19 protein-coding genes are annotated in these 21,532 nt (G+C 42.3%); 14 read left to right on the top strand and 5 right to left on the bottom strand.

All coding sequences use genetic code 11. The features are described 5' to 3' along the window. Nucleotides 1-5: 5 nt before the first annotated feature. Nucleotides 6-2,516, bottom strand: a complete 2,511-nt coding sequence (locus D0907_RS14530; RefSeq protein WP_074989339.1) for a penicillin-binding protein 1A — start codon at nucleotides 2,514-2,516, stop codon at nucleotides 6-8. Nucleotides 2,517-2,648: 132 nt separating this feature from the next. Between D0907_RS14530 and D0907_RS14525 the strand changes: the two genes are divergently transcribed. The 9 genes from D0907_RS14525 to D0907_RS14485 all read left to right on the top strand — a co-directional run bounded on the left by D0907_RS14525 (nucleotide 2,649) and on the right by D0907_RS14485 (nucleotide 11,570). Then, on the top strand, nucleotides 2,649-3,728 hold the full coding sequence (locus D0907_RS14525) for a pilus assembly protein PilM (protein ID WP_074989340.1): 1,080 nt from the start codon (nucleotides 2,649-2,651) through the stop codon (nucleotides 3,726-3,728). Then, nucleotides 3,716-4,288: a PilN domain-containing protein gene (locus tag D0907_RS14520; protein WP_074989341.1), complete on the top strand. Its 573-nt coding sequence runs from the start codon at nucleotides 3,716-3,718 to the stop codon at nucleotides 4,286-4,288. The genes D0907_RS14525 and D0907_RS14520 overlap by 13 nt, the downstream gene beginning before the upstream one ends. Next, nucleotides 4,278-4,883, top strand: coding sequence for a type IV pilus inner membrane component PilO (locus D0907_RS14515; RefSeq protein ID WP_036973195.1), 606 nt, complete (start codon nucleotides 4,278-4,280; stop codon nucleotides 4,881-4,883). Before D0907_RS14520 ends, D0907_RS14515 begins: the two co-directional genes overlap by 11 nt. Then, nucleotides 4,880-5,416, top strand: coding sequence for a pilus assembly protein PilP (locus tag D0907_RS14510; protein WP_036973194.1), 537 nt, complete (start codon nucleotides 4,880-4,882; stop codon nucleotides 5,414-5,416). Before D0907_RS14515 ends, D0907_RS14510 begins: the two co-directional genes overlap by 4 nt. Then, nucleotides 5,403-7,484 (top strand): type IV pilus secretin PilQ, encoded by a 2,082-nt coding sequence (locus tag D0907_RS14505; RefSeq protein ID WP_065978298.1) that lies wholly within the window; start codon nucleotides 5,403-5,405, stop codon nucleotides 7,482-7,484. Before D0907_RS14510 ends, D0907_RS14505 begins: the two co-directional genes overlap by 14 nt. 179 nt (nucleotides 7,485-7,663) lie before the next feature. Then, nucleotides 7,664-8,182: a shikimate kinase AroK gene (gene aroK, locus D0907_RS14500; RefSeq protein WP_036973192.1), complete on the top strand. Its 519-nt coding sequence runs from the start codon at nucleotides 7,664-7,666 to the stop codon at nucleotides 8,180-8,182. A 27-nt stretch (nucleotides 8,183-8,209) separates the two neighbouring features. Beyond that, the gene (aroB, locus tag D0907_RS14495; protein WP_036973191.1) at nucleotides 8,210-9,280 is read left to right on the top strand and encodes a 3-dehydroquinate synthase; all 1,071 of its coding nucleotides are present in this window, start codon (nucleotides 8,210-8,212) and stop codon (nucleotides 9,278-9,280) included. Beyond that, nucleotides 9,280-10,674: an AAA family ATPase gene (locus tag D0907_RS14490; RefSeq protein ID WP_118844662.1), complete on the top strand. Its 1,395-nt coding sequence runs from the start codon at nucleotides 9,280-9,282 to the stop codon at nucleotides 10,672-10,674. Before aroB ends, D0907_RS14490 begins: the two co-directional genes overlap by 1 nt. 53 nt (nucleotides 10,675-10,727) lie before the next feature. After that, a complete protein-coding gene (locus tag D0907_RS14485) occupies nucleotides 10,728-11,570 on the top strand; it encodes a Dam family site-specific DNA-(adenine-N6)-methyltransferase (protein WP_075593954.1) in 843 nt (280 codons plus the stop codon). Here D0907_RS14485 and D0907_RS14480 read toward each other — a convergent pair. Further along, on the bottom strand, nucleotides 11,542-11,727 hold the full coding sequence (locus tag D0907_RS14480) for a DUF2970 domain-containing protein (protein WP_036973187.1): 186 nt from the start codon (nucleotides 11,725-11,727) through the stop codon (nucleotides 11,542-11,544). The two genes, D0907_RS14485 and D0907_RS14480, sit on opposite strands and share 29 nt — an antisense overlap. A gap of 5 nt (nucleotides 11,728-11,732) precedes the next feature. Next, nucleotides 11,733-12,029 carry a hypothetical protein gene (locus D0907_RS14475; protein ID WP_036973186.1) on the bottom strand — a complete coding sequence of 99 codons (297 nt, stop codon included), beginning with the start codon at nucleotides 12,027-12,029 and terminating at the stop codon, nucleotides 11,733-11,735. A 327-nt stretch (nucleotides 12,030-12,356) separates the two neighbouring features. On the opposite strand from D0907_RS14475, the gene rpe reads away from it, so the two are divergent. Genes rpe through trpS form a run of 3 tightly spaced genes read left to right on the top strand, consistent with a single transcriptional unit; the run spans nucleotide 12,357 to nucleotide 14,758 of the window. After that, nucleotides 12,357-13,043, top strand: a complete 687-nt coding sequence (gene rpe / locus D0907_RS14470; RefSeq protein WP_036973185.1) for a ribulose-phosphate 3-epimerase — start codon at nucleotides 12,357-12,359, stop codon at nucleotides 13,041-13,043. Continuing rightward, complete coding sequence (locus tag D0907_RS14465; protein WP_065978303.1) at nucleotides 13,040-13,705, top strand: HAD-IA family hydrolase; 666 nt, start codon at nucleotides 13,040-13,042, stop codon at nucleotides 13,703-13,705. Before rpe ends, D0907_RS14465 begins: the two co-directional genes overlap by 4 nt. A gap of 48 nt (nucleotides 13,706-13,753) precedes the next feature. After that, complete coding sequence (trpS, locus tag D0907_RS14460) at nucleotides 13,754-14,758, top strand: tryptophan--tRNA ligase (protein WP_036973183.1); 1,005 nt, start codon at nucleotides 13,754-13,756, stop codon at nucleotides 14,756-14,758. 481 nt (nucleotides 14,759-15,239) lie between these two features. Here trpS and D0907_RS14455 read toward each other — a convergent pair whose 3' ends face one another. Together D0907_RS14455 and uvrA are read right to left on the bottom strand one after the other, a co-directional pair. Continuing rightward, entirely contained in the window at nucleotides 15,240-16,310 is a 1,071-nt protein-coding gene (locus tag D0907_RS14455; protein WP_118844661.1) for a hypothetical protein, read from the bottom strand. A 13-nt stretch (nucleotides 16,311-16,323) separates the two neighbouring features. Beyond that, nucleotides 16,324-19,143 carry an excinuclease ABC subunit UvrA gene (uvrA, locus tag D0907_RS14450; protein ID WP_074989346.1) on the bottom strand — a complete coding sequence of 940 codons (2,820 nt, stop codon included), beginning with the start codon at nucleotides 19,141-19,143 and terminating at the stop codon, nucleotides 16,324-16,326. 163 nt (nucleotides 19,144-19,306) lie between these two features. Here uvrA and D0907_RS14445 point away from each other — a divergent pair, with 163 nt between their 5' ends. Next, nucleotides 19,307-20,674, top strand: coding sequence for an MFS transporter (locus D0907_RS14445; protein ID WP_036973178.1), 1,368 nt, complete (start codon nucleotides 19,307-19,309; stop codon nucleotides 20,672-20,674). A 19-nt stretch (nucleotides 20,675-20,693) separates the two neighbouring features. Beyond that, nucleotides 20,694-21,386 carry a single-stranded DNA-binding protein gene (ssb, locus tag D0907_RS14440; RefSeq protein WP_065978307.1) on the top strand — a complete coding sequence of 231 codons (693 nt, stop codon included), beginning with the start codon at nucleotides 20,694-20,696 and terminating at the stop codon, nucleotides 21,384-21,386. Nucleotides 21,387-21,532 lie beyond the last annotated feature (146 nt).

Here is a 21,532-nt window from a genome sequence, read left to right as displayed (position 1 = left end):
ACTGTTTAGAACAGCTCTTCCTCTGTAGAAAGTGACTCTTCAAACACATTAGTCGGTTGCTCAAGGACATACTTCGTCGGAGCGGTGCCTTTAATAAAGTACTCAAAGCGACTGGTGTAATCATTTTTATGGCTCAGTAACCCTGTTGCTAAATCAATGCGCACAGACACTAAGCCTTCTGGAAACTCAATCGGTGCCTCAGGCATACCATCTAAAGCAACTCGCATAAAATCAACCCAAGCTGGTTGAGCCGTTTTTGCGCCTGATTCAGCCCCTGATATTTGTGACTTATCAAGGTTACTGTTGTAGGTTGAACGACCCAGTGGGTTGCCTGGGTTATCAAAGCCAACCCACACAGAGGTCAGTACATTGCGATTAAAACCACTAAACCATGTATCAACAGAGTCATTCGTGGTTCCGGTTTTACCTGCTAGATCACGGCGATCAAGCGCTTGTGCACGCCAGCCAGTACCACTCCAACCTGTTTTATGTGCCCAGCTTCCGCCACCCCAAATTGCGCTGTGCATTGCTTGCGAAATTAAGAAAGCATTTTGTTTTGAGATGATACGAGGCGCGCAGCGAGGCTGAGCATTGTGTTCTAATTCTGTGGCCACCAGTTGGCTATCATCAAGTGTTGCAAAATCGGGCGTGACCTTTTGCTCTGGGGTATCACAGGCAAGCTCTGGTGTGGCTTTATATAAAGTTGTTCCAGCAGAATCTTGAATTTCAGAGATGTAATAAGGCGTAATTAAGTGCCCTCCATTTGCAAAGGCACTCATGCCGCGTGCAAGCTCAAGAGGCGTAATAGAGGCACTCCCTAATGCCAGCGACTCACTGCGGTTAATGTCGCTATTCAAAAAGCCAAACTTTAATAAATGATCTGCTGTGCGCTCTAAACCAACACCGCGTAATAACCGAACTGAAATAACGTTTTTAGATTGTGCTAAAGCACGACGAATACGAATAGGGCCATTGTAAACTGCTGGGCTATTTTTAGGACGCCATGCAACACCTTGGCTTTTGTCCCATTGGTTAATGGGGGCATCATTTAAGATTGAGGCTAAGGTATAGCCATTTTCTAACGCCGCTGAGTAAATAAATGGTTTAATATTCGAACCTACTTGGCGCTTAGCTTGTACTGCACGATTATATTGGCTTTGCTCAAAACTATACCCTCCCACAATGGCTTTTATGCGACCATCTTGAGGGTCAAGTGATACTAAGGCGCTTGATGCTTCGGGTACTTGGCTTAAAATATAACTGTCATCTGGATTCTTACGTAGCCAAATTTGTTCGCCAGCATTGAGAATTTCGGTGGCCGTTTTCGGTGCAAAACCTTGGCGATAACGGGTAATGTATTTACGTGCCCATTTTAGGCCATCCCACTCAAGGGTTATATGCTCGCCATTTTTTAGTAATACCTGCGCAGATTGCTCAGCAACATTAGTGACTACGCCCGCACGTAAAGGGCCAAACTCTTTCACGTCTTTTAGTTTATCTAAAATAGCGTCTTCGCTAAGCGGACTATCCGTATTGCTATCCCAAAGCTGCGCGGTGGCGCCTCGGTATCCATGGCGCATATCGTAGGCATGTAGATTGTCGACGAGCGCATCTTGGGCTGCTTGTTGAATATTAGACTCAACACTGGTGTATACTTTAAAACCGGTGTTGTATGCACGTTCGTGGCCGTAACGGGCCACCATTTCTGCACGCACCATTTCAGAGATATACGGTGCATAGACTTCAATTTCTGCCCCATGAAATTTAGCGGTAATTGGTGCGTTAATGGCTTCTTCGTATTCACTCTGGGTAATATATTTTTCGGTTAACATACGGCCAAGAACAACATTTCGTCGACTTTTTGCGCGTGCAGGGTTACGAATGGGGTTTAAAGCCGAAGGCGCTTTGGGGAGACCTGCAATCATTGCCATTTGAGGCAGTGTAAGCTCATTCAGTTCTTTACCGTAATACACTTGTGCAGCAGCACCTATACCGAATGCGCGGTTACCTAATTCAATTTTATTTAAATATAATTCGAGAATTTCATCTTTGCTTAATATGCTTTCTATGTGCAAAGCAATGAAGATCTCTTTCACTTTACGGATGTATGCTTTTTCACGAGTTAAGAAGAAGTTACGGGCAAGTTGCATTGTTATAGTACTTGCGCCTTGTTTCTTTTCTCCTGTAGATATGAGTACAATGGCTGAGCGGATGATACCGATAGGGTCGATACCAATATGTTCATAAAATCGATTATCTTCAGTTGCTAAAATAGCATCGATTAAAGGCTGGGGAATTTCATCGATTGTGACCGGAATGCGGCGTTTTTCACCGAATTGGTTAATCAATAAACCATCTCTAGAAAATACTTGCATAGGTGTCTGTAATTGAACGTCTTTCAGTACCTGAACGCTAGGAATATCAGGTTTAACGTAATAGTATAGACCGACTAAAGTGATTAGTCCTAAAAATGAGCAGATGATAATAAATTGTAAAGTTCGTTTTAATAAAATCACTTATATTTTCCCTAAATGGACTCCCAATTAGAATCGGAGACTGCTAGTATATATTGATTAAAAAATGAATAATATTTTTTCAGATAAAAATTATAACTTGTTTATTATTAAAACAAAGGCCAAGTTGCAAACATGCTAAGTCAGCTATTTAAAAAGCCTTCATCTATGATGGTAGGGATCGACATTGGATCGCACTGCATTAAAGCAGTGTTGTTGCAGGAGACAGACACAGGTTTGCGACTTGAGGCGTTAGCTATAGAGCCAATGCCAAAGGGAGCAATGTCTGAGCGTACAATTCAAGACATTGAAGCGATTGGCAATGTTATCGCTAAATTAAAAAGGAAAATACCTAAATCTGTTCAGGCTGCGGCAGTAGCCGTGTCTGGTCAAACCGTGATCACCAAAGTGATTTTCATGGATGTATCATTAACTGATGCTGAATTAGAGTCGCAAATTGCAATTGAGGCAGATAGCCTCATACCGTACCCACTTGATGAAGTAAATATAGACTTTGAAAAACTCGCCATTAATGAGGCCGATCCGAGCAAGGTTAATGTATTGCTCTCAGCTGCCCGTACAGAAAGTGTTGAGGCACGCGTTGGTGCTTTAGAAACGGCTAATTTAAAAGCTAAAGTGGTCGATGTAGAAAGTTATGCACTTAGTCGAACGATGGATGTGTACTACCAGCAGTTGCCAAGCGATGCGTACAATAAGTGTGTTGCTGTGGTTGATATTGGTGCCGTGCTGATGTTAGTGAGCGTGGTACAAGCGGGTGAAACTATTTATACCCGTGACCAAGTGTTCGGTGGTGATCAATATACAAATAGCATTGTTGCTTACTACAACAAAAGTTTTGATGAAGCTGAAATCGGCAAAACAACCGGTGATTTGCCGCCTAATTACACCTTTGAAGTATTGGCACCTTTCCAAACATCGTTGCTACAGCAAGTAAGACGTGCGGTGCAAATGTTCTTAACCACAAGTGGCAAAGATCATGTTGACTATATCGTTTTAACCGGTGGCACGGCGATGATTGAAGGGTTAGATCGCTTACTCATTGAAGAATTAGGAATTCATACTGTGGTTGCTGATCCTTTCGCAAACATTGAGGTTTCTCCAAGAGTTGATCGCAATGTGCTGCAGCGTCACCGAACGCAGTTTGCGATAGCTACTGGGTTGGCGTTAAGGAGCTTTTCATCATGCCACATATAAACCTACTGCCTTGGCGCGAACAACAACGTAAAGAATCACAGAATAAATTTGTGACAGTACTTTTTGCAGTTGTGGTTATCAGTTTCTTAAGTATGTATATATTAAGCTCTTTTTATAGTGGTTTACGCGAAGGGCAAAATATAAAAAATGATTTCTTAAATACAGAAATTGCCTTGCTTAATCAGCGTATCCGCGAGATTAATGATCTTGATAAGAAAAAAGAAAGCCTTCAACAACGCATGCGACTCATTGAAGAGCTACAAAGTAGTCGTAACCTTGGTACGCAGATTATGGATGAAGTGGCAAAAATAGTGCCAGCGGGTGTCTATCTTACCAAGCTTGAGCGCCAAAATGACCGTATTCATGTGATTGGTCGCAGTGAATCTAACAATCGCTTATCGACGATGTTACGACAAGTGCAAAGCTCTTATTTGTTAGAGCGACCCGTAATGCAAGGCATTGTTGCAGGTGAACAAACATCTAGGCTATTGAGTGATTTTAATATGGATTTTTACGTTAAACCGTTTGATAAAATAGGAGAAGCACCTAATGAGCCTTGATATCAAATCGTTAACTGAAATAGATTGGAATGAAATAGAACTCGAAAACATGGGCGATTGGCCCATTGCTGTAAAAGCACTGTGTTGTGCGTTTGTTGCGGCAATCGTGTTGTATTTCAGCTATAGCTTGTTAGTGTCAGACGAAATAACCAGCTATCACGCCGCGGTTGCAAAAGAAACCGAACTGCGCAATACGTACAAACAAAAATACGCTTTAGCCAGTAAATTAGAGTTATATCGTCAACAAATGGTCGACATGGAAGAAAAGTTTTCACAGCTTTTAAAACGCTTACCAACGTCGAATGAAACACCGGGGCTCCTTGACGACTTATCGTATGTGGGGACAACGAGCGGCTTAACCTTTTTGAAGATTGGCTGGTTGCCGGAAATTAAAAAAGAGTTTTACACCGAATTACCCATTAAAATTGAGGTAATAGGAACCTATCATGAGTTTGGTGACTTTGTTGGCAAAGTGGCACAGTTACCACGTATTGTGAGTTTGCATGATTTTACCATTCAAACGTCTAACGAGAATGAATTAACCTTTAGCGTTGTGGCAAAAACCTACCGTTATGAAGGGGGGCCTAAGAAATGAGAAAGCTCCCGTTAATTATTGTTATGAGCTTGCTTCTCAGCGCCTGTAATGATGATACTTCAGAACAAAAAGAGTTTATTGATCAGGTAAAAGCGAGCACGACCCCTGAGGTTGAGCCTATTCCTCAAATGGCAAAGTTTGAATATTTTGAATACAGTGCAGGTGAGTTACGTAGTCCGTTTGTCGCTCCAAAACCAGAAATAATTCAAAATAACTTGGTTCAAGTTAAAAACTGTTTACACCCAGACCCTGACCGTGTTCGTCAACCACTTGAAAAATACCCGCTCGATAACTTGTCAATGAAAGGCACTATCGGTAGTAAAGGGAGAACCTGGGCATTGATCAAAGCCGCTGACGACACGCTATATCGTGTCACAGAGGGTAATTATCTAGGTTTGTATCATGGTGAAATAAAAGAAGTGCACGACAATTATATACAATTATTAGAATTAATTCCTGATGGGTCTGGTTGTTGGAAAGAGCGTCTGACAAAACTAGAAATGTTAGAGGCAGATACAAATGGTGCAAGTTAATCGTATGAAAGGTAAAAATAAGATGCATAAAGGAATGGCTTGGTTAGTACACATGCACAAATTTATGTTGGCGGCATTGGCACTCTTAATGACGCAGACAGCGATTGCTGCTCCTCTTCTCTATGATGTGCGTTATAACCCCTTGATGAAAGGCGAAACGCAATTACAGTTAGTGTTTGATGAGGCCCTTACCTTTGAGCCAAAAGTGCAAGTGTACAATTCGCCTGCACGCATTGAGATGTTATTTAGCGATGTCGGTGTAGATAACAATGTCCGCGATGTTGAAATAAATCAGGCGGGTATTAAACATGTCAGCAGCACAATGACATCACAAGGCTTGAAAGTAACCGTTTCTTTAGAGCGTTTAAAAATTTATAAAACGACTGCGAAAGATAACATCGTCACTTTACACGTATCAGACAACCCAATCACCACCGATGAGTCGGCTGATCCGCTATCAGCAAAAAATAATTACATTAATACGGTGCAATCAATTGATTTTCGTCGCGGTGATAAAGGCGAAGCGCGCTTACTTGTGTTTTTACAAGATACGCAAGCGGCAATCGATGTACATGAAAGCGGTGGTAAAATTGTTGCAGAATTTCACCATACAGACATTTTAGACGATTTATTATATCAATTAGATGTTCTTGATTTTGGCACTGTTGTTAGCACGATAGAAACGTTTAAAGAAGATAATTTGACGCGCATTGTAATTGAACCTAATGCCGCATTTAAATTTACGCATCAGCAGATCGAAAATATCTTTACTTTGACCGTCGAAAAAGATGACTCACAACGCGCATACCTTGATGGCGGTATTGAATACCAAGGTCGCCCAATGACCTTAAACTTTCAAGATATTCCGGTCCGTGCTGTGCTGCAAATTATCGCAGGCTATAACGAGTTTAACCTTGTCACCAGCGACTCAGTGTCAGGTAACATCACATTACGCCTAGAAGGTGTGCCATGGGATCAAGCACTCGACGTGGTGTTAAAAGTGAAAGGCTTAGACAAACGCATGGATGGCACCATTTTAATGGTGGCACCGTCTGAAGAATTGGCTGCTCGCGAAGCGAAAGAGTTAAAAGCAAAACAGCAAGTTGAAGACCTAGAGCCTTTATACAGTGAATATATTCGTCTTAACTACGCGAAAGCGGAAGAGTTCGCCGATTTATTAAAAACCGACACTAACAGCATCATTTCTGCACGTGGCAGCGTGTCGGTTGATAAGCGCACCAATACACTATTAATTAAAGACACCGCTAAGAGCATAGAGAGTGTTCGCCGTATGGTTGATACGCTTGATATTGCGGTGCGACAAGTTGTTATTGAGTCTCGTATGGTGACGGTTCGTGATAACGTACAAGAAGACTTAGGTGTGCGTTGGGGCTTTAGTGACCAGCAAGGCACTGATGGCTTAGCGGGAACACTTGAAGGCGCTGAAACGATTTCAAATGGTTTGATCCCGAACGTCGCTGATCGTCTAAATGTTAACTTACCAATCTCAAACCCAGCAGGGAGCATTGGTATGCATGTTGCGAAACTTGCCAATGGCACTTTAATTGATCTCGAGCTGACTGCGCTTGAAGAAGAAAATAAAGGTGAAATCATTGCCAGCCCTCGTATTACCACAGCAAACCAGCAAAAAGCCCGTATTGAGCAAGGTACTGAAATTCCCTATGTAGAGGCTGCTTCAAGTGGTGCAACAACGGTGAGTTTCAAAAAGGCGGTATTAAGCCTTGAAGTGACACCGCATATCACGCCAGACAACAAGGTGATTCTTGACCTTATTATCACTCAAGATACACGAGGCGATACGGTACAGACTCCAACAGGCCCTGCAGTCGCTATTGATACGCAACAGATCCAAACACAAGTGTTGGTTGAAAATGGCCAAACCGTCGTACTCGGTGGTATTTTTCAACAACAAATTGTGAACTCAACAAAGAAAGTACCTCTACTAGGTGACATTCCATATTTAGGTGTGCTGTTTAGAAGTACGAGTGAATTTAATGAAAAAAGAGAGTTGCTAATCTTCGTAACACCAAAAATTCAGATAGATTAAGTGTTTTTTTCTTAAGCAACGAGCAATTCGCAGGTTTAATTGCTCGTTATGAGGCTTTTTACGCTAATTGACTTGAAATGACCAATCAATTACTGAGATAATCCCCTCCTTAATTTTGGGGCCAGGTCGTTAGGCGGGGTTTTATTTCAAATTTTAGAGTTCGTTTGTACTAAAAAGATATGGCTGAGAAACGTAATATATTTCTAGTGGGCCCTATGGGGGCTGGCAAAAGCACAATTGGTCGTCACATTGCTGACCAATTACACCTTGAATTTTTCGATTCAGATCAAGAGATCGAGCGTCGTACAGGAGCAGATATTGCTTGGGTATTCGATCTTGAGGGTGAAGAGGGCTTCCGACTTCGTGAAGAGACTGTTATTTCAGACTTAACTGAGATGCAAGGCATTGTTCTTGCTACTGGTGGTGGTTCTGTGATCAGTAAAGAAGTTCGTAATAAGCTTTCTGCTCGAGGTATTGTTGTATACCTAGAGACACCGATCGAAAAGCAGGTTGCACGCACACAGCGCGACAAGCGTCGCCCATTATTGCAAACAGAAGAAGCACCGCGCGATGTATTAGAGCGCTTAGCTGAAGAACGCGAACCGTTATACAAAGAAGTGGCTGATTTTGTTGTCCGCACTGATGAGCAAAGCGCTAAAGTTGTTGCTAATCAAATCATTGAGAAATTAGATTTTTAAAAACCAATAATAAAAAGGAAATTAGCGATGCTTGAATTAACTGTTAATTTGGACGAGCGAAGTTATCCTATTTATATTGGTCAATCTGCACTTCAACAGACAGGTCGACTCCGCGAGCACATTGGCGATTGTCGACCTATCATTATCACCAACGACACCATTGCACCTTTGTATTTAGATGATGTAATGACGTCGTTGGCTGATCTTAATCCGTTATCTTTTGTTATTCCTGATGGTGAGCAATTTAAATCACTGGATTGGTTTGAAAAGATTTCAGCGTTTTTACTTGAGCATAACTGTGGTCGTGACACCTGCTTAATTGCATTAGGCGGGGGTGTTGTAGGTGATTTAACGGGCTTTGTAGCTGCGTGTTATCAGCGTGGTGTGCCGTTTATTCAAATACCGACGACATTGTTGTCGCAAGTAGATTCATCTGTGGGCGGTAAAACAGCGGTTAACCATCCGCTGGGTAAAAACATGATTGGTGCTTTTTACCAACCGCAAGCTGTGTTTATTGATACCAAATCATTGCATACTCTGCCAGAGCGCGAGTTTGCAGCCGGTATGGCAGAAGTAATCAAGTACGGCTTAATCTACGATACAGAGCTATTTGCTTATCTTGAGCAAAATATCGCAAAGTTAAAGTCACTTGACGAGCAAACGCTTCAGCATGTGATTTATCGTTGCTGCGAAATCAAAGCACTTATTGTTGCAGAAGATGAAAAAGAAGCCGGTTTACGTGCACTCCTAAACCTGGGCCATACTTTTGGTCATGCTATTGAAGCACAAATGGGTTACGGTAATTGGTTGCATGGAGAAGCCGTGGCGGCAGGTATGGTGCTTGCAGCCCGACTGGCACACACGCGAGGCGACTTATCAGCATCTGAGGTTGAGCGTATTGTGCAGTTAATATCACAGTATGATTTACCTGTGGATATTCCAAGCGAGATGACCAGTGAGCAGTTTCTGATTCATATGCGCAAAGATAAGAAAAATAAAAAAGGCACCATTCGCTTTATTCTTCCTACACAATTTGGTCAATGTGCGCTGGTCAGTGATGTAACCGATCAGCAGGTCTGTGATTTAATAGCGCGCTAATGCAATCACAAATATTGCCTAGCCGTGCAGCGCTAGTTGATCGTATTGCCCTCCAATTCGAATATGGGCAGAACCTAATATGCTTATTAGGCGCATCAGGATTAGGAAAAAGTTATTTGTTGGAAACGTTTATTACCGACAAATATCTTGAGTTCAACAAAGCATTTGTACAACTTTCTGGCAAGATGACTGATCAACAGTTCATCACTGAACTACTCGAACAAAACTTTCGTAACCCACTGATTGATCACACCCTCAGTTTATCTGAAAACTTTTATCAGCTTTATAAACAACAACCCTGCGGTAATTGTTTGTGGGTGATTGATGGCGGCCGTCATTTATCAGATGAAATGATCCAACAGTTAGAAACGTTAGCAAAACAAAGCCCAACAACCTTATATATTTTGCTTGCCTCACAATCATCGGGGCAGTTTACGCAAGCGGTTGAAATTCATCTTGAAGCATTGAACATAAGTGAAAGTAAGCAGCTAATGCGCTGGTTCTTTGATAACTTACCTGTTGAGGAAGACCCTGTATTCCGTACTTTTTTACAAGAAGCACAGGGCAATCCTGCGTTGCTACTTGCATGGCAACCTGAGCTACAAACCGCTGATATTCGTGCGCCAGAAAAAAGTTATAAGCTGCTGTATATCATTTTAATGTTGTTAACGACCATGCTGTTGATTATTGGCTTTTTATACAAAGCTGATATGACGCAGTGGTGGAAAGCGCATTATCAACAAGATACCGCCTTACCGGTGGAAACGGCACTTTCTACTGACGCTGTTGTTAACTCGCAAAGAGATACCGAACTTAACGCCGGTAAGCAGCCAGAACCAGAACGAGCACCTGAGCTGCCATCGCCAACAGTTGAAACCGCAGAGGTTATTAAGCAACCCAATGAAAAGCATGAAAATAATGTTGCTGCAATTGTTGATAGCCTCGCGCCAGATAAAACGATTGAGCAACCATCACAGCCAATAGAAAAGCCAAGCAGTGATGAAATTGCCGCTGCGCTTACCTCTGATGCGAAAAATACTGATAACATTGATTCATTCATAGAAGAGCCTGTGAATGACAAACCGCCACGACTTAGCGGTAATGCTTGGTATTTAGCACAGCCAGACAATAATTTTGTTATTCAGCTATTGGCTGTCACGAACCCACAGATCAGCGAGAAATTTATCGCTGAAAATACCTTACAAGGGCAAGTGAATACTTATAAAAGCATGCGCAGTGGCAAGCCATGGTGGATTGTCACTTATGGCAGTTTTTCGACCTTAAGTGATGCTAAGAAAGCAGCCTTATCACTTTCTGAAAATGTGCGTAAAAATCAGCCTTTTTATAAAAAAATAAGTAAAATTAAACAAGAAATCGCTTCACTAGATCAGTAAATTAAAACTGATTAGTGTAAAATCGCGCAACACTGAATTGAAGTTAAGAGCAGATGCAGCAAAAGACCAGGGCCTTCCTTAAATGGGCAGGCGGAAAATACAGCCTAGTTGAGGACATTCACGCCCGTTTAAAACAAGCGAGTTTGGATGCAGACACCTTAGTTGAGCCTTTTGTTGGTGCGGGTTCAGTGTTTTTAAATACTGATTTTAAGCATTATATTTTGAATGATATCAATGCAGATCTCATCAATTTATACACTGAGTTAAAGCGCTCGCCAGATGAGTTTATTAGCGACGCTAAAAAATTGTTTGTTGAATTAAACAACCACCCAGAAGCTTACTATGAATATCGTGTGCAGTTTAATCAAAGTAGCGATGTGTATGAGCGTGCTATTTTATTCTTATACATGAATCGTCATGGTTATAATGGTCTATGCCGTTATAACTTGAAGGGGATTTTTAACGTCCCCTTTGGAAAATATAAACGTCCCTATTTCCCTGAAAAAGAAATGAGCTTTTTTGCTGAGAAAGCACAGCAAGCTACGTTTACCTGCCTAGGCTATGACGAAGTCTTTAAGCTTATTCCTGAAAACGCTGTTGTGTACTGTGACCCACCGTATGTGCCGCTCAGTAAAACCGCGTCTTTTACGTCATATGCCAAAGGGGGGTTTAACTTAGATGATCAAGCAAACCTAGCAAATTTAGCCGAGCAAGCTGCTTTTGAAAACAATACACCAGTGCTTATCTCGAATCATGATACGGTCTGGACGCGTAAAATATACAGCCAAGCATCATTAGACGAAATTCAAGTTAAGCGAACAATCAGCCCTAAAGGCGGTTCACGCAATAAAGTCAATGAGTTAATGGCTATGTACTTAGCACCAAAGACACGGTGAAATAGATAGCAGCGACGAAAAGAATAAATAAGATGAGGGCAATCACAGCGAGGGAGCTGAGTGAATGCTCTTTGAAATCAGCTTGACGTTTGTCTTCTGATTGAACACCAAAAAATGCCGCAACGACACTTTGTAATGCACTAAAGAATTTTTTCATGCGATTTAGAACGTTGAGCCTAAACCGCTAACTTTCTTTGATTCTTCGCTGCTAGTTAACAGTTCAAGTAAATCTAAGTAATGAAATTGAGCACTACGGCTATCGCCCGTTATCCACGAAAACCAACCCGTTTCTTTATTAGTTTGAATACATTGATTAGTCGAAGACGATACAGTAATCGTATTGCATTGACAGTCTGATGTGGCTGCTAGAAATGTATCTTCATCATTTGAAGAAAGTGATACAAAAGCAGTAACTGAAAGTGCGGACGCGATTAAGATCCCAGTTTTAAAAGCACGCATTGTAATAACCTTTGTTTGTGTTATTTAGACAAGCATACATAAAAGTTGTTCAAATAACAAACTTAATTAATGCTGAATTAGATGATTTTTTAGTAAAATTAGCAGCTTGAAGTAAATGAAATGTTTAATTTTTGTTTGTTTTTAGTTGTTATTAAAAAAGAGGTTATACGCAATGGGTTCGTTCTTTTTACCTAGATTCAATAGTCTAAAAGACTGACTCTATTATTTTGTCGGGCGCTGCGCTTTCGTGCCGGTGTTTAAATCAGCTAACGATTGGGTTACATTAAGCGCACTTTCATTGCTGTAGCAAATTTTAAGGGATCTCTCATGCTGGAAACATTACAAAAGTATTTAATTGCCCCGTCTATTTTATCGGCCGACTTTGCGCGTTTAGGCGAAGATGTCGATCGCGTCTTAACCAGTGGTGCTGATGTTGTACATTTTGATGTAATGGATAACCACTATGTGCCAAACCTGACCTTTGGCCCCATGATTTGCAAAGCATTACGTGACTACGGTGTTACCGCACCGATAGATGTGCATTTAATGGTGAAGCCGGTTGACCGCTTAATTCCTGATTTTGCTGAAGCTGGGGCATCAATTATTAGTTTTCACCCAGAAGCCAGTGAACATATTGACCGCACCTTACAGCTAATTAAAGATTGTGGTTGCCAAGCGGGATTGGTGTTTAATCCTGCAACCAGCCTGAGCTACCTTGAGCATGTTCTCGACAAAGTTGATGTGATCTTATTGATGTCGGTAAACCCCGGTTTTGGCGGTCAAAGCTTTATTCCACATACCTTAGACAAGTTACGTCAAGCGCGTAAAATTATTGAACAATCAGGTCGAAATATTCGCCTTGAAGTGGATGGCGGTGTTAATGTGGATAACATTGCAGAAATCGCTGAGGCAGGAGCCGATATGTTTGTTGCCGGTTCTGCTATTTTCAACCAACCTGATTACAAAGAGGTGATCGATAAAATGCGTGCAGAGCTAGGAAACGTTAATTCATGAGATACGATGCTGCCTTTTTTGACCTCGACGGCACATTAGTCGACAGTGTTTATGATTTGTATATTGCCATGAATTTAACGCTAACAGATTTAGCGTTCCCAGTGGTCACACAAAAATTAGTGGAAGGTTGGGTTGGTAATGGCATAGAAACGCTTGTTAAGCGAGGCTTGAGCGGTGATATGCAAATAAGCGAGCATTTAGATGATGCGTTGGCGCAGCAAGCTATCACTCTTTTTTATCAGCATTATGATGAGGTTGTTGGTGATTATAGCGCGCTTTATCAGCACGTTGAGACAGGTCTTGCAGCGCTGGCAAGCATACCCAAAGTCATCATAACCAACAAAGCACGCCGCTTTACTGAAAAACTACTTGATAAGTTGGCACTTACTCATCATTTTCAGTTTATTGTTTGCGGCGATGATATGACAAAAAAACCATCAGCTGAACCGTTACAATTTGCTTGCAGACAACTTAATGTAAGCCCAGAAAAAGCCATTATGATCGGTGACTCTAAAAGCGATGTATTAGCAGCTAAAGCCGCTAATGTTGATGTTATCGCGCTCGGTTATGGTTATAACCAAGGTGAAAACCTTGCTGATTTCAATCCAGAGTACCTCTGTGATAATTTCTTAGATATAATACCTGTTCTTACGCAAAGGTAAGTGCATTTTAAATTTAGTCTTATTAGTTTAGTAAAATAAAGGAACATCATGAGTAAACCAGTAGTGTTAAGTGGCATTCAGCCAACCGGTGGTATGACAATAGGCAACTATGTTGGCGCTATTAACCAGTGGCTTAAGCTACAGGAAGACCACGAAAGTTTCTTTATGCTGGTTGATTTACATGCCATTACTGTACGTCAAGATCCTGAGCAGCTGCGCTCACGTGTTTTAGATGGTATTGCATTGTATGCGGCGTGTGGTATCGACCCTGAAAAATCTGCGTTATTTGTTCAATCTCAAGTGCCAGAGCATGCTCAGCTTAGTTGGGTGTTAAACTGTTATGCGCAAATGGGTGAGCTTAACCGTATGACGCAGTTTAAAGACAAGTCATCAAAGCATGCTAATAACGTAAACGTGGGCTTATTTTCATACCCTGTATTACAAGCCGCTGATATTTTGTTGTATCAAGCTGATCAAGTGCCAGTAGGCGAAGACCAAAAGCAGCATTTAGAGCTTACTCGTGATATTGCGACGCGTTTTAATAACCTGTACGGAGACGTATTTAAGCTTCCTGAGCCATACATTCCTGAATTTGGTGCACGTGTAATGAGCTTGCAAGACCCACTAAAGAAAATGTCTAAGTCAGATGAAAATCCAAACGGCTACATCATGTTGTTAGATGAACCGAAGAAGATTGAAAAGAAACTGAAAAAAGCCGTTACTGATTCAGACGAGCAAGCACGTATTTACTTCGACCGTGAAGAAAAACCAGGCGTATCTAATTTACTTACCTTGTTATCAGTTGCCACTAAACGTTCAATCGAAGACTTAGTGCCTGAGTACGAAGATAAAATGTATGGTCACCTGAAAAAGGATACAGCAGCAGCCGTGGTTAGCATGATTGAGCCTATCCAAGCGCGTTTTCATGAAATTCGTGATGATCAAGCGTTACTTAATAGCATCATGAAGTCTGGCGCTGAGAAAGCGAGTATTCGTGCTGAAAAAACATTAAAAGCAGTGTACGACGCGGTGGGTTTTATTCCTCGCCCGTAGTCATATAACAACGGCTTTTAAAGATATAAAAATACCGCTTATAAGCGGTATTTTTATATCTAAGCGTCTAACAGAAACTCAATGCCATTAAGACGCTAAATAGGCAAATGAGTGACACAGCATATTTATCTGTTTTTTCCATTCTACGTTCCTCATCACATTTAAAATATGACTCAATTTTCATCAAAGCTGGTTGGGTATATCTTCAGGCATAAAGGTTGGTGACCTGTTGATAGCGCTACAATAACGGCCTTAGAGGGGGGATGTCGCTTATCAAGATATGAGCAATTTGTTTGATAAGGTTTTTTAATTGATATCTTTTATTTATCAGTGGGTTATATTTAAACCTTATGAAAGGAAATAAGCTTTTAATCAGTACTTTTTAGTGTTTTTTATTGCTTAGTAGGCTTTGGTTTAGCTGCGCTTTCTTTCATTGGTTTCAAAAAACGCAGTAAGCTAAGTGAGTAGCGTGTTTGAGCCGCTATTTTTTAACGGGCGTAACGCCAGGCGAATCACAAGCGATCACCGAAAAGCGATAGCCATACGGCGCATTGTGATCGGGGGTAATTTGAACAATCTCATAATCATTCAATTCCACAGCTTTACTCTTCTCATCTTTTAAGCAACGAGAGTAACTATCAGCCTCAAAGCTAAAAGCAAACATGGCAATGAGACGTTTGCTGCGCTCAAAGTAGCCCTTGGTATTTAAAAATTGACGTAAGTTTTCAACGGTTTCACTCTCACCATCACTCTCACTGTCTACCTCAACATTGCGCTTAGATGGGGGCGTTTCTGCGCTGCTCTTTGGAAGGTGTTGTTCTATTTTTTCACTGAGTTCTTCAACGGCTTTTTGTTGCTCAGTGGGTGACTCTTTTGCTATCGCTTGGCCATCAACAAAGCTTGTAAGAATATTATCAAGCACCTCTTCAGGTGGTTTGTCATTAATGAACGAAGTCAGATTAATAAAGACCACTGACGCTAATATAAAGCGCACTATAGCCGTTAATAATGGTGAATAACTTTGACTAATAAATTTTATCCGCTCTGAGCCAAACGGTTTTATTAATAATAAAATGAAGATATAGAAGGGTAAAAAAAGTTGAAACAACAACAGGGTACCTAATGTGATCCCCATTGCCCAAGGGGGCAAATACAGTAAGGTGGCAAAGTTATGGGTATAGTTAAAGTGGTTGGCCGACACATGGGTAACGTCGTTAACAATGCCACTGGCCCCAGCTAATACAAAGTTCGCGATACTGGCATAGAAAATTAAGATGAGTGCTTTGCCCGCTAAAGAGTGCCACAGCTGATTAAACTTAGGCCAAAATTCAATAACGAGGGCAATGATAGTGATGGTGGCACTGAGCCAGCCTGATTGCAGAACAATCAGGCTGCTTAATGCTAAAAGGTAGAGCTTTTGTGCGGTACTTAAGTTAAACCAAATGGCTTGTATGCGTTCAACCAACCTTGTTTTATGGGGTTGCCAGCTACGCTGCTGTTGTTGAAACTGTTTATTAGCGCGCCACTTTGCTATTTTTAAATACCTACGCACCCAACGTCCTTTTTTATAGTAGTGGTTTTAAGTATCTGCCTGTGTGTGAACGTTCGCAATCGGCCACTTCTTCAGGCGTACCCGAAATTAAAATTTCACCGCCGCCAGAGCCCCCTTCAGGGCCTAAATCGACAATCCAGTCAGCAGTTTTGATCACATCAAGATTGTGTTCAATCACTACAATGGTATTGCCATGGTCGCGTAAACGGTGAAGCACCACTAATAATTGCTGAATATCAGCAAAGTGTAAACCTGTTGTAGGTTCATCAAGTATATAGAGTGTTTTACCCGTGTCGCGTTTTGATAGCTCTCGTGCCAGTTTTACACGCTGTGCTTCACCACCCGATAAGGTTGTCGCTGCTTGCCCTAAACGGATATAAGACAAGCCAACATCCATTAGGGTTTGTAGCTTGCGGGCAATCGCGGGAATTTTATCAAAATACTCGCGCGCATCTTCCACGGTCATTTCTAATACTTGGTGAATATTTTTACCTTTGTACTGTACTTCAAGTGTTTCACGGTTGTAGCGCTGGCCTTTACATACATCACACGGCACATACACGTCTGGTAAAAAGTGCATTTCTACTTTGATTACGCCATCACCTTGACACGCTTCACAACGACCGCCTTTCACGTTAAAGCTAAAGCGACCGACTTTATAACCTCGTGAGCGGGCTTCTTGGGTGCCAGCAAACAGTTCACGAATACCAGTAAAAATACCGGTGTATGTGGCAGGGTTTGAACGTGGCGTACGGCCAATCGGGCTTTGGTCAATATCAATTACTTTATCAAAGTGTTCAAGACCACTAATCGATTTATACGGTGCGGCCTCTGCGGTCGTTGCACCATTAAGTTCAGTGTGAGCGAGTTTAAATAAGGTGTCGTTGATAAGCGTTGACTTACCAGAGCCTGAAACACCAGTGATACAGGTCATCAAACCGAATGGAATTTTTAAATCAACATTCTTTAGGTTATTACCCGTTGCGCCGAATAGCTCAAGCCATTTGTCGTTCGTTGGATGACGAGTGGTTGGTACTTCAATTTTTTTCACACCCGATAAGTATTGCCCGGTGATAGAGTCTTTGCTCGCTAAAATATCGTCATGCGTACCTTGTGCGATAACATGACCACCATGAACACCGGCACCTGGACCAATATCGATAATGTGATCTGCAGCGCGAATTGCATCTTCATCGTGTTCAACCACTATCACGGTATTCCCTAAATCGCGAAGGTGAATAAGGGTTTTTAGCAAGCGGTCGTTGTCGCGTTGGTGTAAACCAATTGACGGTTCATCCAGTACATACATAACGCCAACAAGCCCAGCACCAATTTGGCTTGCAAGGCGAATACGCTGCGCTTCACCGCCCGATAGCGTGTCTGCACTGCGCTCAAGTGATAAGTAGTTTAAGCCAACATTTATTAAAAATGATAAGCGATCACGGATCTCTTTTAAGATTTTATCGGCAATCTGAGCACGCTGACCTGTAAGCGCTAGGCCTTCAAAAAATGCCATACTTTCACCAATACTCATGGTGGTGATGGCTGGCAAATTAGTTTGACCTATGAATACGTGACGAGCCTCTTGGCGTAAACGAGAACCATGACAGCTTGGACATGCTTGGCTGGTTTGATATTTTGCCAGCTCTTCGCGAACTGAGTTTGACTCGGTTTCGCGGTAGCGGCGGTTCATATTATTTAATACACCTTCAAACTCGTGATTACGAGTAATAAGGTCGCCGCGGTCATTTCGATAATTAAAGGCGATTTTGGTTTTACCCGATCCTTCAAGAATGACTTTTTGGGCATCTTTACTTAATTCTTGAAACGGGGCTTCTAGATCAAAGCCATAGTGTTCAGCCACTGCTTGCAGCATCTGAAAATAATAAAAGCTGCGTTTGTCCCAGCCCTTAATCGCACCGCCCGATAAACTTAGCTCTGGGTTTTGCACCACACGATTGGGATCAAAGTACTGGCGAACCCCTAAACCATCACAGCTTTGACATGCACCAGCAGGATTATTAAACGAGAAAAGGCGAGGCTCAAGCTCGCTCATAGCGTAGCCACATGTTGGACAAGCAAAGTTTGCTGAAAAAAGCATGTCTTCGCTAAGTGAGTCATCCATTGCAGCGACGTGCGCAACACCACTTGAAAGATCAAGGGCTGTTTCGAATGACTCGGCTAAGCGCTGCTGCTGACCATCTTTCACTTTAAAACGATCGACAACCACTTCTATCGTGTGCTTTTTATGCAGCTCTAACGTGGGAGGATCTGATAAGTCACATACCTCACCATCTATACGGGCACGAATGAAACCTTGACTTGCTAGTTGCTCAAGTAGCTTTACATGCTCACCTTTACGGTCTTTAACCACGGGGGCGAGTAGCATGAGTTTGCTGCCCTCTGGCAGAGCTAAAACCGTGTCGACCATTTGGCTAATTGTTTGTGCTGCCAGTGGTAGGTCGTGGGTAGGGCAACGAGGCTCACCAACACGGGCAAAGAGTAAACGCAGGTAATCGTATATCTCGGTGATTGTGCCAACCGTCGAACGTGGATTGTGCGAGGTTGATTTTTGTTCAATAGAGATAGCCGGTGAAAGACCTTCGATATGATCAACATCAGGCTTTTCCATTAACGATAAAAATTGTCTTGCATAGGCTGAGAGTGATTCTACATAACGACGTTGCCCTTCTGCATACAATGTATCAAACGCTAAAGACGATTTCCCTGAACCAGATAGGCCAGTGATAACTATCAGCTTATCACGGGGAATGGTTAGGCTGATGTCTTTTAAATTGTGCGTACGGGCGCCTCGGACTTCAATGTTTTCCATGCTATCTCGTTTTATTACCAAGTGATTATTTCAGTATCTCACAATACGCGACAAGATTAATCCTTGATCAAAGAAAAAATCCTCACTTACAGGTGATTATTTATTTTTCGCTTGTGGTAGAATCCACGCTTACATTTTAATAGACAGCAAGATTCAGTAATTCATGACAGCATCTTCACTCAACTCCCGAGAAAAACGCGCTGCCGTTTCGTTAGCGAGCGTGTTTGCGTTCCGTATGCTTGGCCTATTTATGTTGATGCCAGTTCTGGCTATTTATGGTCAGCAATTGGAAGGTTTTTCGCCGCTATGGATTGGTTTTGCAATCGGTGCGTATGGTTTAACGCAAGCCGTGTTACAAATTCCAATGGGGTGGTTGTCGGATAAAATAGGCCGTAAAAAAGTGATTATTGGAGGCCTGTGCGTGTTTGCGCTTGGTTCCGTTATTGCTGCCACCGCCGAGTCGGTACAAATGGTGACGTTTGGCCGTGCATTACAAGGTATGGGCGCGATTGCCAGTGCGTTACTTGCTTTGGCTTCAGATTTAAGCCGAGATGAGCAGCGTCCAAAGGTGATGGCTGTTATTGGTATGTGTATTGGTATGAGCTTTGCTGTTGCGATGCTACTAGGGCCAATAGTTGCGGCATCTTGGGGTGTTGCTGGCGTTTTTTGGCTAACAGCTGGGTTGGCCATTTTAGGTATTTTTATTGTCTTGTTTTTGGTTCCGAATGCTGTAAACAAGGCACCCAAAGGCGACACGCTTGCCACCTTAGATGACATAAAACAATTAATTAAACACCCGCAATTAGCGCGTTTAGATTTTGGGGTTATGTTACTTCATCTTACGTTAACCACGGTGTTTGTAGCCTTACCGGGGCAATTAATTAAAGATGGATTAATTGCTGATCATCATTGGTATTTATATATTCCAGTCTTATTTTTAGCGTTTTTCTTAATGGCGCCAATGATGATAGTGGCTATCCGCAAAGAAAAAGAAAAACAGGCGTTTATTGGTTCAATCGCTTTATTAGTATTGAGCATGCTGGCGATGTCATTCTGGGTTGATTCTGTGATTGGCATCGGTGTGTGTATGTTAGTTTACTTTGTCGCATTTAATTTTTTAGAAGCCACTATGCCTGCATTAGTGTCTCGTATTGCCCCTGCAAACCAGAAAGGCTCTGCCATGGGCGTGTTTTCGTCTACGCAGTTTTTTGGTGCCTTTTTAGGTGGTTTATTGGGGGGCTATGTTGCACAAGCGCTAAGTGCGCAAGCAGTGTTTGCGGCGGCGGCACTTGTTGGGGTAATATGGCTTATCCTTGCTTGGAATATGCAAGTCCCACCAAGAAGTAAAATTATTAGCTTAATGACAGAATTAAGTTCAGAGCAGCAGGCACAAGCGCTTGCTTCTCGTCTAGTTGCTTTACCGGGCGTAATAGAAGCAACGGTTGTTTGCGATGAAAATCGCAGCTATTTAAAGATTAATGATAAAGAATTTGACCTAGACCAAGCACGAAAAGCGGCTGGTTTAATCTAACGTTTAAAGGAGAAGTTCCATGGCACGCGGTGTGAACAAAGTAATCTTGGTTGGTAATTTAGGCCAAGATCCAGAAGTACGTTATATGCCTAATGGCAATGGTGTAGCGAATATCAGCATTGCTACGACTGATAGCTGGAAAGATAAAAACACAGGGCAAATGCAAGAGCGTACAGAATGGCACCGTGTTGTTTTATTTGGCAAGCTAGCTGAAGTAGCGGGTGAGTACCTTCGTAAAGGTTCACAAGTTTATATTGAGGGTCGTTTACAAACACGTAAGTGGACTGATCAATCTGGCCAAGAAAAATTTACCACTGAAATCGTGGTAGACATGGGCGGTCAAATGCAAATGTTAGGTGGCCGAGGTGGCGACCAACAGGGTGGTGGTTATCAAGGTGGCCAATCACAAGGCGGTTACCAAGGTGGTCAACAACAAGGTGGCGGCTATGGTGGCGGTTCGCAGCAAGCGCAAAGCAACAGCTATGCACCTCAGCAGCAGTCAGCACCGGCGCCAGCACAACAACAGCGCCCACAACAACAGCCTGCACCTGCACCGCAGCAAAATAACAACCAATACGGTGGTTATGGCCAACAGCAAAGCAGCGCACCACAGCAAGGTGGTTTTGCTCCTAAGCCACAAAATGCACCACAAGGTGGCGCATCAAACCCAATGGAACCACCAATCGATTTTGACGACGATATCCCGTTCTAGCACCGGGGAAAAGTTAAAGTATTAAGCAAGATACTTTATATAAAGATCGTATTAAGAACCCAGCCTTGGTGCTGGGTTTTTTATTGCTCAAAATAGACCACTTAATTAAGCACAATGGTATAAACGAATGGGGATGGCTTCGGATA

It is taken from the genome of Pseudoalteromonas lipolytica, assembly GCF_003515105.1.
Lineage (GTDB): Bacteria > Pseudomonadota > Gammaproteobacteria > Enterobacterales > Alteromonadaceae > Pseudoalteromonas > Pseudoalteromonas lipolytica.
The sequence above is the reverse complement of the archived record's forward strand: the minus strand, read 5'-3'. Positions and strand labels throughout refer to the sequence as shown.